The sequence below is a fragment of the Bradyrhizobium xenonodulans genome, assembly GCF_027594865.1.
Taxonomy (GTDB): Bacteria; Pseudomonadota; Alphaproteobacteria; order Rhizobiales; family Xanthobacteraceae; genus Bradyrhizobium; species Bradyrhizobium xenonodulans.
Window position 1 is genome coordinate 7,369,698 of record NZ_CP089391.1, and the last position, 15,891, is coordinate 7,385,588.

Sequence of the window (15,891 nt, forward strand, 5' to 3'; positions counted from 1 at the left end):
TTCGGCCAGATCGAGCCATCAAGAGGCCAGGTGGTCCGTGCGCTGAACAGCAACCCCAGAGAAGTTGTGGCGCCGCTCGGTTGGGCTGCACAAGAGGTCGCTGCGCTCAGGCGTAGAGTTGGAAGCAAAAGCGAAGGAAAGGGCCAACGCGACTGCCGTGAACCAGCCGCGATGAGACGCCCCCTGGCTGGCCTGCCTTCCGCCGGGAGGTCAGGTGCCGGGTGCCAAGCCTTCGAGAACGCCGCGACTATCTCTCGCTCAAGCTCATCGACCCAACCAACGCTTGGACCTGAGCGGCCTCAGCGTCGAGACCCAAGGATCATTCCTTTCGCGTCTCGGCCGAGAGGGGCTACTGATGTTCCTCCAGCAAAGCCTCGCCCAATGCCGGAGGCTCGGCAAAGCTGGTTATCCGTCTCCACGCCATGCCGGCGATGGCAAAGGCGCCGGTCCAGCTGAAGATATCCTGCCAAAGTGAGGATGGCATCGCGATTTGCGACAGGCCATGGGCGAGGTGATAGCCCGCGACAGCCGCCGGGACGGTGAACGCTGCGGCAATCACCGCGCGCACGAAGCTGGATCGAGCCCAGATCAAGGCGGTTTGACCGATGAGAACGACCACGGCGCCGGCAAGAATTGCGACCAGAGCTGCCGAGGCAATGCTTGCCCCAGCGTGAACAGCCGCAAATCCTGCGGAAAACGCAACGAAATATGGCAGCGCGTAGACAGCAAGGATGAGACCCAGCCAGCAGAACAGGCCGATGCCAAGCATATTGAGGGCGAGTGCGATGATAAGCATGGTGGTGGCTCCGCGACAAAAGACATGACGCATCGCGCCTTCCACCACCACGGCGCGACAAGAATAATAGCGCAGAATGCAGCGCTGTGCGAGTGCGTGACCTCGTTCGTCGAATCGGACAAGAACCGAAGCTTTCTGCTCGAGCGCTATACGGTCGCATCAGAGAATTTGCACTGATCTGCGCTGGCGAACTTGGTCCTCGACGAAGATGCGCCGATGGGCGACGGCGCTTACGCGCCGCCGAACTTCCAGACGGGAATGCCGAGCTTCCTGGCCTTGTCGGCAAGGTTGTCCTGTATCCCGGTGCCCGGAAAGTGCATGAGACCGATCGGCAGCACTGCAAGCATGGCGTCGTTGCGCTTGAACGGAGCTGCCTTACCGTGCTTGGTCCAGTCCGGCTTGAAGGCGACCTGGGGAACCTTGCGGTTGGTGGCCCATTTTGCGGCGATCCGCTCGGCGCCCTTCGGCGAGCCACCGTGGAGCAGCACCATGTCCCGGTGCTTGGCATGGGCCTTGTCGAGGCGGTCCCAGATCAGGGCGACGTCGTTAAAATCGAGTCCACCGGTGAGCCCGATCTTGGGTCCCGACGGCAGCAACGCCTCGGTGTCCGCGCGACGTTTGGCAGCCAGGAAATCGCGGCTATCAATCATCGCAGAGGTGAGCGTGCGATGATTGACGAGTGACCCGGAACGGGGGCGCCAGGGCGAGCCGGTATGAAGCTCGAATTGCTCAGTCGCCAGATCGCGGAACAGCTCCATGGCGTTGCGGCGTTCGATCAATGTGACGCCTTCGGCCGTGAGCCTTTCCAGTTCGACCGATCGCACCTCCGATCCATTCTGCTCGCGCTGGCTCTTTTGCTGGGCTTTTTCGTTGTCATCGAGTTCGCGCTCGATGCGGCCCGTGGCGCGATGGAAGAGATTGACGGTCGACCAGAGGAGATCTTCGAGGTCGGGTTCAAGCCGTGTATCGCTCAGGGTCGCCACGAGCGCATCAAAGATGTCGGCGATCGCGCCTGTGATGGCCTTGGCTTCCGGGAGCGGCCTTGGGTCAGGCTCGTCGTGAAAGGGACGATGGCCATAGAGCTGAAGCTCGTTGAGGATATGATCGGTCGGTGATGAGCCGTGCGGCGGTTCGAACTGGCTATCGTCGTGTTCGGTCATCATGGCTTAGGGTCCTTTGCCGTTCGGCCGCGCCCATCGCGGCCTTCGTGGCGATCACCAGACGGCGGGCGGAACGGACCAGAACCCGGAGGCGTCAGCCGACGGGCCGGAGCGAAGCGGAGGATGGCAGAGGTGCGGCTATTTTGTTTCGCGATGCAAAGGCGCGTGAGCGCCGGCGGAAAATAGCCGCACCTCTGCCATTGCCGGGCCGGGCCGCTTGCCGTCCGATCGCCCGCTAGAAGGCCCTGGGCGCGGCGGTACCCCGCAAAGGCAGCCCACGCAATGACCGGTCAGACGATAGCAAATTCAAATTGCTTGGGCGCAAATCCCGTAGCGACCCTCGGAGGCGGCAGACAGCGGGCGATATCCTCGGGCACGAGTTGTGCGCGCAAGGCTGAGTTGGATTTCAACCACCAGGAGATTGACTTTGACGCAGCCGAGTGTCGCAAGCCGCTCAGGAGCAATGAGCGCCTGTCCTCCAGCTTTTCCGGTGAGACGTCAGCACGGCGATCCGAAAGATCCAGCCGCGATCTCCATCGTATCCAGCCATGACGGAACCAACGACCAGATTTCGTTGCTGTAATTCACGTCTCATCAAGGTTGGACGCATTCCAGCGCCGCTTGTTGGATCAGTCCGGCTTTTCCCGGGCCCGCTACGCCCTTGCAAAGCGCCTGGTTCAGCCAGTCAACGAAGGACCCTTTGTGAGGGCTGGCAGGAATGGTGTCACTTATCTGTTCGAGATAGGCGTAAAATTTGGCGGCTGCGCTATCCAACCCTTGGCTGCGAACGATATTGGGTCGATCCAGTTGCGTGTCCACGGCACGCAATTTGCCAAGCACCTCGGCGCGGCCGACCGTGTCTGCGATGTCGTCGGCGATCTGGTACGCATGCCCGAGCAGTTCCCCCACCTTCGCCCATGGGGCCGGGTCAGCACCACCTGTCAGGGCGCCGCACGTGGCCGCCGCCACAAAGAGGGAGCCGGTCTTGTAATGATGATAGCGGTCGATTGGGACGTGCGTCACAGCCTCCATCGACTGTCCGGCGATCAGCCCATGACTGGGGCCGACCGCCTCCGCGACCACCTCGATCATGCGCGCGACCAACTCAGGTGCCCGCGCAGCCTGCCGGCTTATGTATTTGAAAGCCGTCACGATCAAGGCATCGCCGGCCAGAACGGCGGTCGGCTCTCCGAACAGCCGGTGCACCGTCGGTTTGCCGCGGCGCAGCGCGGCGTTATCGAAGCAAGGCAGGTCGTCATGGACCAACGAGGCACAGTGCAGCAATTCGATTGCTGCCGCAGCTCGTGCAGCCAGCTCCGGATGGCTTGCGCCGGATGCATTGAAGACTTTCAAGCAGAGCTTGGGGCGCATCCGCGCGCCACCTGGAAACACTGCCGCTTCTAGCGCTTCCCGCAGGTGAGTCGGCGACTCCGGACTCAGAGCACTATCCATCGCGGCTCGCAGCGCCTGCTCGATGAGTTCGTCGCTACCGCCAACCACATCGACTGGGTGCCTCGAAATCATATCGTATCTCCACTCTTGAGACAAAAACCGGAATTGGGCGTGGTTCAACCGGTGCCGAATTAAAAGCCAATTTTGCGTCTCTTCAGGTTCTGGGCCACCGTCAAGTTAACGAATTGGAACGGCCAAGGGGTAGACGACCGGCATGCCGACCGCACGGGGCCTTATCGGCGCATCGCTTCGCATCGGAAGTGATCAGCTATGCCGTTTGGATGTATTTCCGGCTTTGCTTAAGCTTTCGCATGGTCGAGGAAACGCTGGCGGCGCATGGCATTGGCGTGACCTATGAAACCGTGCGCCAGTGGGGACGTAAATCCGGCAAGGCGTTCTCCCATCGGGATTCCCCGGCGCACTCCCACTCGCGGCGACATGGCATCTGGACGACTTCGTTATCTCGATCGCGCGAACAACATTGGCTCCGGCGCGTTGTCGACCAGAATGGCGTCGTTCTTCGACGTCTTTATCCAAAGCCGAAGAGACTCGCGCGCTGCGCAGCGGCTCATGACGAAGCTCTTTAAATCCGCCGGCACGCCGCCGCGCGTGATGATCGCTGACAAGCTCGGTTCGTACGGCGCGACGCGGCGACGCCAGCGGATCATGACGCTTTTCAATCGAGAAACCGTTGAGCCTGATGGGACGGCCGAATCTCGAACCTTTGATAATCGACTCCTTCTCAGCGGTCGATGAAGTTGACGATGCCTGTGCGCCTTACCCTTTGCGCGAAAGAGCTTGCGCAGATGGGCTGACATCTCAAGCTGTTGGTCATGGTTGATAGTCGCGACTGGAGCTTGGACCGCAACGACTGACCGGGCCGGGATCTGGGACCTAATTAGCAATTGGTGTGCCACCAGAGCATTCGCAGTGAATGCTTCAATGGCGACGAAGGGTGCGCCTCGCCGAGGCGAGCCCCGAGGTTCAAAGGTTGAGTTGCGGACAATGTGTCACCGGCCAGATACGGATGAACACCGTCAACTCTCTGAGCGAGCAGTCTGAAGGACAACCCAGCAATATGCGAGCTAATCAGGTCGAGCACCTTTCAAATGCAGCACGCGGCGCTCGCGTGATGCCGTTTCCATGACCTGCAAGCAGCCCGCGGTGTGCTGCCTCCGAGCCATCCCAACTGATCGAACTCGCCTGAGAATGTGCGCAATCGCACACGATTGTCAGCTTTGCGTCCATTGCCGTCGATTCGATGCTCATCCCTGATGCTCATCCTTGGAGTATCAGCATTTTCGCCCCGGCATGACAGTTGCTCTGTTCTCGGCAATCTCGACAGGCCATCGATCTGACGCGTGACCGCCGCCTTGAAAGTATTCGACGACATGCTCGCGCATGTTCCGCAAGAGCAGGCCTTTGCCGGGCACTTGCTGCGGCGGTTGTCGGCATTGAGACTCAATGCCGAAAACCTGACACTACGCGCCGCTACGAAGTGCCTGCTGGGCCTGCGAATTCACTTCGGCACGCGATTTGCTGTGTTCACGGCATCGTCACCAATCGCAGTGCGATGGTCTTCGGGACGGACACGGCGCGCGTCGCTGTTCGCGTCTGGTCCGTTCCGAGCGTTTGCTGTGGCTATGACTTGGCGCTCGCTTGTGGACCGAGAAGATGCAGGGAAGTGTTGGATGTGATCTGGAGTTCTTCTTTTGGGAGCCACAACAATTGTGCCCGTCGCGCGCGATGCAACCAAAGCGGCAGACCTTGAGCCAAGATTGAAATTGCCACCGGCGGCGTGGGACTGGTCAGGAGGCTATATTGGCGGACACGTCGGTGGCGGGTGCGGTCGAACCTCCTTCACCAATCCCTGCGGTCAGTCGATCTATTGCGATGCCGACAGGTTCGATGTCACCCGGCGGCACAACCCGCACCTGTCGTTCGGCTAGGGGGCGCATTTCTGCCTGGGCGCCGCGGCTAGCGCGCCTGGAATTGCGATGCGCCTTCCGCGCGCTGTTCGTGCGGCGGGAGCATCTGACGCTGACCACCGCCGCGGAGGACATCGTCGACATGCCGTCTTGCGTCATTCGCTGCCCGCAGCGCCTGCCGGTCACCTTCCGCCCTTCCATCGCTGAGAGAGTGAAGTGCCACCATGTCCGAACAACCCTTGATGTCCGAACAACCCTTGCCGACGCTGCCGATGTGGCGCGTCGATCACATCGAGCCCTCGCCCGAGATGTTGGCGCTACTCGCCAACGGTCCGATCCACCGCGTGCGCTTCCCGTCCGGGCACGAAGGCTGGTGGGTGACAGGCTACGACGAGGCCAAGGCGGTGCTGTCCGACGCGGCGTTCCGGCCCGCGGGAATGCCGCCGGCGGCATTCACCCCGGATTCGGTGATTCTCGGTTCGCCGGGATGGCTGGTCTCGCACGAGGGGGGCGAGCATGCCCGGTTACGCACGATCGTGGCGCCGGCCTTCGGCAACCGCAGGATGAAGCTGCTAACGCAGCAGGCCGAAGCGATCGCCGCGCACTTGTTCGAGACGCTGGCGGCCCAGCCCCAGCCCGCCGACCTGCGGCGCCACCTCTCCTTTCCGCTTCCGGCCATGGTCATCAGCGCGCTGATGGGCGTGCCCTACGAGGATCACGTCTTTTTCGCCGGGCTGTCCGACGAGGTGATGACGCACCAGCATGAAAGCGGCCCGCGCAGCGCGTCGCGCCTGGCCTGGGACGAACTGCGCGCCTACATTCGCGGCAAGATGCGGGACAAGCGCCAGGATCCGGGCGACAACCTGCTGACGGATCTGCTCGCGGCGGTCGACCAGGGCAAGGCGACCGAGGAAGAGGCGATCGGCCTGGCGGCGGGCATGCTGGTGGCGGGGCACGAGAGCACCGTCGCGCAGATCGAATTCGGCCTGCTGGCCATGCTCCGCCATCCGCAACAGCGTGAACGCCTGGTCGGCGATCCATCCCTGCTGGATAAGGCGGTGGAGGAAATCCTGCGCATGTACCCGCCGGGCGCGGGCTGGGACGGCATCATGCGCTATCCGAGGACCGACGTGACCATCGCGGGCGTGCATATTCCCGCGGAGAGCAAGGTGCTGGTCGGCCTGCCGGCGACGTCGTTCGATCCGCGCCATTTCGACGACCCGGAAATCTTCGACATCGGACGCGGCGGGAAGCCGCACCTGGCGTTCTCCCACGGGCCGCACCAGTGCATCGGCGTGGCGCTGGCGAGGCTCGAACTCAAATTGGTGTTCGGTTCGATCTTCCAGCGCTTTCCCGCGCTGCGCCTGGCTGTGGCGCCCGAAGAACTGAAGTTGCGCAAGGAGATCATCACTGGCGGGTTCGAGGAGTTCCCGGTGCTCTGGTGATGCGCGGACGCCGCCGCGGATCGCGATCTTCTCCGCAATTTTCCAGCGCGCCTGGCGCGCGCCGGTCAGATCAGCCAGCCAACAGGTAACCGAGATGGACGTGCCAGACACCACGGCAGCATGCCGGGACGCCTTCGCCGAACTGGCGTCGCCGGCGTGCATCCACGACCCGTATCCGTTCATGCGGTGGTTGCGCGAGCACGATCCGGTGCATCGCGCGGCGTCGGGCCTCTTTCTGTTGAGCCGCCACGCCGACATCTACTGGGCGCTCGAGGCCACGGGCGATGCGTTTCGGGGACCGGCGCCGGGCGAACTGGCGCGCTATTTCCCGCGTGCGGCGACCAGCCTGTCGCTCAATCTGCTGGCGTCCACGCTAGGGATGGAGAACCAACCGACGCATACGCGTCTGCGCCGGTTGATCTCGCGCGATTTCACCATACGCCAGATCGACAACCTGCGGCCGAGCATCGCGCGCATCGCCGCAGCGCGACTGGACGGCATGGCGCCCGCGCTGGAGCGCGGGGATGCGGTGGACCTGCATCGGGAATTCGCGCTGGCCTTGCCCATGCTGGTCTTCGCCGAACTGTTCGGCATGCCCCAGGAGGACATGTTCGGGCTCGCCGCCGGCATCGGCGCCATTCTGGAAGGCCTGAGCCCGCACGCCAGCGATCCCCAGCTCGCCGCGGCGGACGCGGCGAGCGCCAGGGTAAAGGCCTACTTCGGCGACCTCATACAGCGCAAGCGCACCGATCCCCGCCACGACATCGTGTCGATGCTGGTCGGCGCACACGACGACGATGCCGACACGCTGTCGGATGCGGAGTTGATCAGCATGCTGTGGGGCATGCTGCTGGGCGGCTTCGCCACCACGGCTGCGACCATCGACCATGCGGTCCTGGCGATGCTGGCGTATCCCGAACAGCGGCACTGGCTGCAGGGAGACGCCGTGGGGGTGAAGGCATTCGTCGAAGAAGTCCTGCGCTGCGACGCGCCCGCCATGTTCAGCTCCATTCCGCGTATCGCCCAGCGCGACATCGAACTGGGCGGCGTGGTGATCCCGAAGAACGCGGACGTGCGCGTGCTGATCGCGGCCGGCAATCGCGACCCGGACGCCTTCGCCGATCCCGACCGCTTCGATCCCGCGCGGTTCTACGGCACCAGTCCTGGCATGTCGACCGACGGGAAGATCATGCTGAGCTTCGGCCACGGCATCCACTTCTGCCTCGGTGCGCAACTGGCCCGGGTGCAGTTGGCCGAGAGCCTGCCGCGGATCGAGGCGCGCTTCCCCACACTGGCATTGGCCGAGCAGCCGACCCGGGAGCCCTCCGCGTTCCTTAGGACGTTCCGCGCGCTGCCGGTGCGGCTGCATGCGCGGGGAGGCTGAGATGCACGTCGTGGTCGACCAGGATCTGTGCGGAACCACCGGGCAGTGCGTGCTGACGCTGCCGGGCACCTTTCGCCAGCGCGAGCCGGACGGCGTGGCCGAAGTGTGCGTGGCGACGGTCCCGCGGGCGCTGCTCGCCGCCGTGCGACTCGCGGCCAGCCAGTGCCCGGTCGCCGCCATTCGGGTCATCGAAAACGACGCTGGCGATGACGAGCGCGCCATCGCCGACCCTGCGCCTTCTCCGGCGGAGGCCGAGCGGCATGCCGCGAAAGACCAACGCAATCCAGGAGGACACGATGGGACGGTTTGAAGGCAAGGTGGCCGTGGTGACCGGCGCCGGCGCCGGCATCGGCAAGGCATGTGCCCTCGCCATCGCGCGCGAGGACGGCAGAGTGGTGGTGGCCGACATTGATGGCTCGGCGGCCATCGCCTGCACCGCGCAGATCGCGGCCGAAGCGGGCCACGCGCTGGCCCTGGCCATGGACATCGCCGATGCGCAGGCGGTGGCAACGCTGTTCGAGACGGCGGAGCGCCACTTCGGCGGGGTCGACCTGCTGGTGAACAACGCGAGCGCCATGCATCTGACCCCGCGCGACCGCGCGATCCTCGACCTGGACCTGACGGTCTGGGATCAGACCATGGCGACCAATCTGCGCGGCACGCTGCTCTGCTGCCGGCAGGCCATCCCACGGATGATCGCCCGCGGCGGTGGCGCGATCGTCAATATGTCGTCGTGCCAGGGGCTCAGCGGTGACACCGCGCTGACGTCCTACGCCGCGTCGAAGGCGGCGATGAACATGCTGTCGGCCTCGCTCGCCACCCAGTACGGTCATGCGCAGATCCGCTGCAACGCGGTTGCGCCGGGTCTCATCATGACCGAGCGTCTCCTCGCCAAGCTGGACGAGCGCATGCAACGGCATCTGCGCCGGCACCAGCTCCTGCCGCGCGTCGGCCGCCCCGAGGACGTGGCCGCGCTGGTGACGTTCCTGCTCTCCGACGATGCTGCGTTCATCACCGGCCAGGTGGTGTGCATCGACGGCGGCATGCTGGCGCATGTGCCGACGTACGCCGACGGTGGCAACAGCCCCGCCGCGTGGCCTGCCGGCGACACCGCCGAAGCGGCCGCGGCGGCGCGCTGCTGATGGACATGCTGCTCAACCCGCTGGACCGTCGGCACCGGCTGCGGTGCGACATCCCGGTCGTGCCCGGCGCTTTCCCCCTGGTCGGGCATCTTCCCGCCATCGTCTGCGACCTGCCGCGCCTGCTGCGGCGCGCGGAGCGGACGCTGGGCAGCCACTTCTGGCTGAATTTCGGCCCTGCCGGACACCTGATGACCTGCGTGGATCCGGATGCGTTCGCACTGCTCCGGCACAAGGACGTGTCCTCGGCGCTGATCGAAGACATCGCGCCCGAATTGTTTAGCGGAACGTTGGTCACCCAGGACGGCGGCGCGCACCGGCAGGCCCGCGATGCGATCAAGGCGGCGTTCCTGCCCAAGGGGCTGACCCAGGCCGGCATCGGCGATCTGTTCGCGCCCGTCATCCGGGCGCGGGTGCAGGCGTGGCGCGACCGCGGCTACGTCACCATCCTGCGCGAAACCGGCGACCTGATGCTCAAGCTCATCTTCAGCCTCATGGGAATCCCCGCGCAGGACCTGCCGGGATGGCATCGCAAGTACCGGCAACTGCTGCAGTTGATCGTCGCGCCCCCGGTCGACCTGCCCGGACTGCCCTTGCGGCGCGGCCGCGCCGCCCGCGACTGGATCGACAGGCAGTTGCGCCAGTACGTCCGCGACGCGCGCGCGCATGCCGCGCGCACCGGGTTGATCAACGACATGGTGAGCGCCTTCGATCGCAGCGACGATGCGCTCTCCGATGACGTCCTGATCGCCAATATCCGCTTGCTGCTGCTTGGCGGTCACGACACCACCGCCTCGACGATGGCCTGGATGGTGATCGAGCTGGCGCGGCAGCCTATGCTGTGGGACGCCCTGGTCGAGGAGGCGCAACGTGTGGGCGCGGTGCCGACCCGGCACGCGGACCTGGCGCAGTGTCCGGTCGCCGAGGCGCTGTTCCGCGAGACGCTGCGCGTGCATCCGGCGACCACGGTCCTGCCGCGTCGCGCGCTGCAGGACTTGCAACTCGGCCAACGGCGCATTCCCGCGGGCACCGATCTGTGCATCCCGCTGCTGCATTTCTCGACCTCGGCGCAGCTGCACGAGGCGCCTGATCAGTTCCGCCTGGCGCGGTGGCTGCAACGCACGGAGCCGATCCGGCCGGTGGACATGCTGCAGTTCGGTACCGGCCCACACGTCTGCATCGGCTACCACCTGGTGTGGCTGGAACTGGTGCAGTTCTCTATCGCCTTGGCGCTGACCATGCACAAGGCAGGGGTGCGGCCGCGGTTGCTGAGCGGCGTCGAAAACGGCCAGCGCTATTACCCGACCGCACATCCGTCCATGACAATCCGCATCGGATTCTCATGAGCCGACATCGCACGCCCCGTGTGACGAGGCAGCGGTACCGGCGACGCGCGGCATTGCTGCACTCGGCGCGCGCGCTCGGTGCGACGCCGGCAACACCGCGGCGGCTCGCCGCTCGCCGTGGCCGTCTCCTGTCAGGTACGAGGACATGAACAACATGCAGACCGGTTCGACGCAACACGACGACCGAACTGGCGTTTCCGCGCTCGGCGGATTGCGCGCAGGCGCGCGGCGCATCCAGCAGGCTGCTGCCGGAGATCTGGATGAGGACGGCGCAAAGCGGGTTCGAGCAGCGCTGGCGCGTCTTCTCCGCGCCGAACATGCGCGGGGGCTTCGGCGACGTGCGCGGCGTCTGCCCGATCCTGGTTCTCGTCAACTGTCTGCAGAAGGAACATCTCGCGTGAACGCGCTGTCCGAACAGATCCTTTCCGAATTGCGCCACCTGCTGAGTGAGATGAGCGATGGCGGCAGCGTGGGTCCGTCCGTCTACGACACGGCGCGAGCTCTGCAGTTTCACGGCAACGTCACCGATCGGCAGGACGCATACGCGTGGCTCATCGCGCAGCAACGGGCTGATGGCGGATGGGGAAGCGCGGACTTCCCGCTGTTCCGCCATGCGCCCACGTGGGCGGCGTTGCTGGCATTGCAGCGTGCCGATCCTCTTCCCGGCGCTGCCGACGCAGTCCAGGCTGCAACCCGGTTTCTCCAGCGCCAGCCCGATCCCTACGCGCATGCGGTGCCGGAAGATGCGCCGATCGGCGCGGAGCTGATCCTGCCGCAGTTTTGCGGCGAGGCCGCATCCCTGCCGGGCGGCATGGCGTTTCCGCGCCACCCGGCGCTGTTGCCGTTGCGGCACGCGCGCCTGGTCAAGCTGGGGGCCGAGCTGGGGGCCATGGCGACGTTGCCGAGCGGCCATCCGTTGCTGCACTCCTGGGAAGCCTGGGGGACGTCGCCGGCCGCCGCGTGCCCGGATGACGACGGCAGCATCGGCATCAGTCCGGCGGCCACCGCCGCGTGGCGTGCGCACGCCGTGACACAAGGGAGCACGCCGCAGGTCGGGCGCGCCGACGCATATCTGCAGGCGGCATCGCGGGCGACGCGCAGCGGCATCGAAGGTGTCGTTCCCAATGTCTGGCCGATCAATGTGTTCGAGCCATGCTGGTCGCTGTACACCCTGCATCTGGCCGGGCTGTTCGCGCATCCCGCGCTCGCCGAGGCGGTGCGCGTGATCGTCGCGCAGCTCGACGCCCGCCTGGGCGTGCGCGGTCTGGGCCCGGCCTTGCACTTCGCGGCCGATGCGGACGACACCGCAATTGCGTTGTGCGTCCTGTGCCTTGCAGGCCGCGACCCGGCGGTCGATGCGTTGCGCCATTTCGAAATCGGCGAGCTGTTCGTCACCTTCCCCGGCGAGCGCAATGCCTCGGTGTCGACCAACATCCATGCCCTGCATGCGTTGCGACTGTTGGGAAAGCCCGCCGCCGGCACCAGCGCCTACGTCGAGGCCAATCGCAACCCGCACGGTCTATGGGACAACGAAAAATGGCACGCTTCGTGGCTGTATCCCACCGCGCATGCGGTCGCTGCGCTGGCGCAAGGCAAGCCCCAGTGGCGCGACGAGCGCGCGCTGGCGGCGCTGCTGCAGGCGCAGCGCGACGACGGCGGCTGGGGCGCCGGTCGCGCATCCACATTCGAGGAAACCGCTTATGCGCTGTTCGCGTTGCACGTGATGGACGGGAGCGAAGAGCCGACAGGGCGCCGGCGCATCGCGCAGGCGGTGGCGCGTGCGCTGGAGTGGATGCTCGCCCGCCATGCGGCGCATGCATTGCCGCAGACGCCGCTGTGGATCGGTAAAGAACTGTTTTGCCCCATCCGGGTCGTGCGTGTGGCCGAACTCGCCGGGTTGTGGCTGGCGCTTCGTTGGGGGCGGCGCGTCCTGGCCGCGGGAGCAGGAGCGGCGCCATGATCCAGACCGAACGCGCGCTGCAGCAGGTGCTGGACTGGGGGCGTTCCCTGACCGGGTTCGCCGACGAACATGCCGTGGAAGCGGTCAGGGGCGGCCAGTACATCCTGCAGCGCATCCACCCGAGCCTGCGCGACACCAGCGCCCGCACCGGCCGCGATCCGCAGGACGAAACGCTGATCGTGGCGTTCTATCGCGAACTGGCGCTGCTGTTCTGGCTCGACGATTGCAACGACCTTGGCCTGATCGCGCCGGAGCAGCTCGCCGCGGTGGAGCAGGCGCTGACGCAGGGCGTGCCGTGCGCGCTCCCCGGATTCGAGGGCTGCGCTGTGCTACGCGCCTCACTGGCCGCGCTCGCCTACGATCGTCGCGACTATGCTCAGCTTCTCGACGAGACCCTGCGCTACTGCGCGGCGCTGCGCGCCGGACACGCGCAGGCGGCAAGGGCGGAACGCTGGTCCTACGCCGAGTACCTGCACAACGGCATCGATTCGATCGCCTACGCGAACGTGTTCTGTTGCCTGTCGTTGCTGTGGGGGCTAGACATGGCGACCTTGCGCGCGCGTCCGGCGTTTCGCCAGGTCCTGCGGCTCATCTCCGCGATAGGGCGCCTGCAAAACGATCTGCATGGACGCGACAAGGACAGGTCGGCCGGCGAGGCCGACAACGCGGCGATCCTGCTGCTGCAGCGCTATCCGGCTATGCCTGTGGTGGAGTTCCTCAACGACGAGCTGGCCGGCCATACGCGCATGCTGCACCGGGTGATGGCGGAAGAACGCTTTCCCGCGCCGTGGGGACCGTTGATCGAGGCCATGGCGGCCATGCGCGCCCAGTACTACCAGACCTCGACCGGCCGCTACCGCAGCGACGCTGCGGGGGGAGGCCAGCGTGCGCCGGCCTGAACGCGCGGGAGGCGGCGGCGTGTGCGCGCTGCTGTCGGTCCGATCCGACGCAACGCCGTCGCCCGCTGCGACGGACGGAGCGAGCATGAGCGACACCGCCCTGAGCCGGCGCAAGGACGGCGGCTCATTGCCACAGCGCTGCAGGCCGATCTCTACTTTGCCGATCCAGACTCTGCTTGGCAACGCGGCAGCAACGAAAACGCAAATGGACTGAACGCCAGGACTTGCCACGGCACACCGACTTCAGCACCATCACCGAAGAGCGCCTGCGATGGATCGAGCAACGCCTCTACGACCGACCACGCAAGAGACTCGGATTCAGAACGTCCCTCGAAGATTTCTGAGAGGAACTCAGCAACAGCGTTGCAAATCAGAGTTGAATCCACCCTTCGAAGGCCAGCAGATCCGGCTGGAAGCCGGCCTTTTCCGGGATGTCTGCGGGCTGCGACATTTCAACTCTCGTCATCCGGAATGCGTTTCTCCATAGCGCATCAACTCCCGCAATGTGCGCGCTTCGATAACACATGACAGCCGCATTCGGTTCGCCATGGCTGATGATCCGATGCAAATACAGACTATTCCGAAAACAACTTGACGCCGACCAGACCGACAACAACCAACATGACCGAACAGAGGCGAGCAGGATTTGCGCTCTCGCCGAAAAACGCAACGCCCACAATTGCTGTCCCCACGGTCGCAATTCCGGCGAAGCCCGCGTAAACCGTCGAAGCGGGCAAGCACTTTACAGATTCACCCAACAGAAGAAAAATCGGAAGAGCGAAGACCACCGCCGAAAAAACTGTTGTCCATTTTGGAAGCCCGATCGAGCGCTTCAACATGAAAGGCCATGCGATCTCGAATATGTCCGCCAGAAGTATGTACACCCACGCCATCAGATACCCCTTTCCTCAGGCGTCGCGTAGCACAAACCGCATGTCGATTACGACCATCAACTGTTCTGCTTTGGCCAAAGGTGACCTACCAAATTCGGTAGCGCCACTGTCGCTGTAGCTCAGATCGCTGCCGAGCGATTGCGCCGCGCATCTCGGCAGAGGTTTGCAAGGCCGGTGTAGCGTTATTCCAAGCTCGACTGCGGTCCGCAACATGACCGACAACACGACATGATCTGCCCAATTGCCGGCGGGGCCGCAAGTTGATCAGTCACACCGTTCCGGCATCAGCGAACAGCATAAACCGAACGACATCCTGCGGCGCGAGTTGGATGCGCAGCGCCGCCCGCAGGGCGCCGACGCCGAATGCATGCAGGTCTTCGTTGAAGTCGCCCGTCCGCGGAGACAGGACAAGCGCCTCAATGCCCGCGGCTTCGGCGCATTGGGTCAATGCCGCGACCGCCGTGTCACCCGCGGCATCGGCGTCGCGGGCGACGTAGAGCCGACGCAACGTCGGCGGCAGCAGAAGGGCGGCAAGATGGTTGGCTGAGAGCGCGGCGGCCATCGGCATGGCGGGCAGCGCACAGCGCAGCGACAGCATCGTCTCGATACCTTCACCGGCAGCGAGGACGTCGTCGGTCGCGCCAAAGCGGACGGCATGGCCGAGGAGACCGCCCATGGCCCGTCGCGGCGTGTCGACCGGCGCCTTGTGAGAGCCGTCCGGCGCGAGCCAGGTGCGATGTGCGCCGGTGATGCGATCCGCAAGATCGGTCACGGCGGCGATCATCGCCGGCCAAGTCTCAGTCGGCGAACCGTCGTCCGGGCGATAGTAGCTGCGCGGATGAAACCGCAGCGCGCCCGCAGCGTGCACAGGCTTGATGCCGCGATGGCCGAGGTAAGTCTCGACGAGCGTGCGACGGATCGGCTGCGACATGGCGAAGAGCCGCCGTGCCGCCTCCGCCGATCCGGCGGGGACGGGTGTGCGAACCGGCTTTGGGCTGCGGCGCGGTTCAGCGGGCGGCAGACTCAGAAAGCGTCGTGCCTCCCCGGCGACATCGCGAAAATCGACGAAACCGCAGCTCTCGCGGATCACGTCGAGGAGATCGCCATGTTCGCCCGAGGCAGCATCTCGCCAATGCCCGGCGGCGCCGGGACCGGAGTCCGGTCCGCTGAGCCGGACGAACATCGAGCGGCCGGGCGTATTGCGGACGTCGCCGACGATCCAATAGCGGCCCTGGCGCCGTCCATTGGACAGGTAATGGCGGCAGACCGCCTCGGCATCACGGGCGAGCCGGCGCGCCAGCTCAGAAGCGTCGCGGGACATCACGCAACCTCCCGCACTGCGCTGGCAGTTGGTTGCGCAAGAGCTGTCAATCGTCTGTGAGACAGCACCCAGGCGCAAACGCGCAAGCAAATCCGCCGCGCACCCTGTTCGGTCCACTTGCCGGACGGTCCTTTGTGCGAGCAGTGGCGCCGTACAAACAAGGAGCGG

Annotated in this window: 12 protein-coding genes and 3 pseudogenes; 10 read left to right on the plus strand and 5 right to left on the minus strand. The window is 65.2% G+C overall.

All coding sequences use genetic code 11. The features are described from left to right. Positions 1 to 349: 349 nt before the first annotated feature. The 3 genes from I3J27_RS34765 to I3J27_RS34775 form a co-directional block, all read right to left on the minus strand. Entirely contained in the window at positions 350 to 796 is a 447-nt protein-coding gene (locus I3J27_RS34765) for a hypothetical protein (RefSeq protein WP_270163342.1), read from the minus strand. A 230-nt stretch (positions 797 to 1,026) separates the two neighbouring features. Further along, on the minus strand, positions 1,027 to 1,956 hold the full coding sequence (locus I3J27_RS34770) for a DUF2493 domain-containing protein (protein ID WP_270172964.1): 930 nt from the start codon (positions 1,954 to 1,956) through the stop codon (positions 1,027 to 1,029). Between the two features lie 594 nt (positions 1,957 to 2,550). Beyond that, positions 2,551 to 3,480, minus strand: a complete 930-nt coding sequence (locus I3J27_RS34775) for a polyprenyl synthetase family protein (protein WP_270163343.1) — start codon at positions 3,478 to 3,480, stop codon at positions 2,551 to 2,553. A 113-nt stretch (positions 3,481 to 3,593) separates the two neighbouring features. Here I3J27_RS34775 and I3J27_RS34780 point away from each other — a divergent pair. The 10 genes and pseudogenes from I3J27_RS34780 to I3J27_RS34825 form a co-directional block, all read left to right on the plus strand. Then, positions 3,594 to 4,086: pseudogene (locus I3J27_RS34780) on the plus strand (IS6 family transposase); the annotation flags it as partial. A gap of 1,492 nt (positions 4,087 to 5,578) precedes the next feature. Beyond that, positions 5,579 to 6,781, plus strand: a complete 1,203-nt coding sequence (locus tag I3J27_RS34785) for a cytochrome P450 (RefSeq protein ID WP_270172965.1) — start codon at positions 5,579 to 5,581, stop codon at positions 6,779 to 6,781. A gap of 94 nt (positions 6,782 to 6,875) precedes the next feature. Then, positions 6,876 to 8,165, plus strand: coding sequence for a cytochrome P450 (locus I3J27_RS34790; RefSeq protein ID WP_270163344.1), 1,290 nt, complete (start codon positions 6,876 to 6,878; stop codon positions 8,163 to 8,165). Position 8,166: 1 nt separating this feature from the next. Further along, positions 8,167 to 8,475, plus strand: a complete 309-nt coding sequence (locus tag I3J27_RS34795) for a ferredoxin (protein WP_270163345.1) — start codon at positions 8,167 to 8,169, stop codon at positions 8,473 to 8,475. Continuing rightward, positions 8,462 to 9,307, plus strand: coding sequence for an SDR family oxidoreductase (locus I3J27_RS34800; RefSeq protein WP_270163346.1), 846 nt, complete (start codon positions 8,462 to 8,464; stop codon positions 9,305 to 9,307). The genes I3J27_RS34795 and I3J27_RS34800 overlap by 14 nt, the downstream gene beginning before the upstream one ends. Continuing rightward, entirely contained in the window at positions 9,307 to 10,650 is a 1,344-nt protein-coding gene (locus tag I3J27_RS34805; protein WP_270163347.1) for a cytochrome P450, read from the plus strand. Before I3J27_RS34800 ends, I3J27_RS34805 begins: the two co-directional genes overlap by 1 nt. Before the next feature lie 154 nt (positions 10,651 to 10,804). Continuing rightward, positions 10,805 to 10,966 (plus strand): annotated as a pseudogene (locus I3J27_RS34810) (polyprenyl synthetase family protein); the annotation flags it as partial. An 81-nt stretch (positions 10,967 to 11,047) separates the two neighbouring features. Beyond that, complete coding sequence (locus tag I3J27_RS34815) at positions 11,048 to 12,610, plus strand: hypothetical protein (RefSeq protein ID WP_270172966.1); 1,563 nt, start codon at positions 11,048 to 11,050, stop codon at positions 12,608 to 12,610. Further along, a complete protein-coding gene (locus I3J27_RS34820) occupies positions 12,607 to 13,509 on the plus strand; it encodes a terpene synthase family protein (RefSeq protein WP_270163348.1) in 903 nt (300 codons plus the stop codon). The genes I3J27_RS34815 and I3J27_RS34820 overlap by 4 nt, the downstream gene beginning before the upstream one ends. Positions 13,510 to 13,629: 120 nt before the next feature. Then, positions 13,630 to 13,853, plus strand: a pseudogene (locus tag I3J27_RS34825) (transposase); the annotation flags it as partial. A 231-nt stretch (positions 13,854 to 14,084) separates the two neighbouring features. Here I3J27_RS34825 and I3J27_RS34830 read toward each other — a convergent pair. Both I3J27_RS34830 and I3J27_RS34835 read right to left on the minus strand, forming a co-directional pair. Continuing rightward, the gene (locus tag I3J27_RS34830) at positions 14,085 to 14,402 is read right to left on the minus strand and encodes a DMT family transporter (protein ID WP_270163349.1); all 318 of its coding nucleotides are present in this window, start codon (positions 14,400 to 14,402) and stop codon (positions 14,085 to 14,087) included. A 268-nt stretch (positions 14,403 to 14,670) separates the two neighbouring features. After that, positions 14,671 to 15,723 carry a DUF7146 domain-containing protein gene (locus I3J27_RS34835; RefSeq protein WP_270163350.1) on the minus strand — a complete coding sequence of 351 codons (1,053 nt, stop codon included), beginning with the start codon at positions 15,721 to 15,723 and terminating at the stop codon, positions 14,671 to 14,673. Positions 15,724 to 15,891 lie beyond the last annotated feature (168 nt).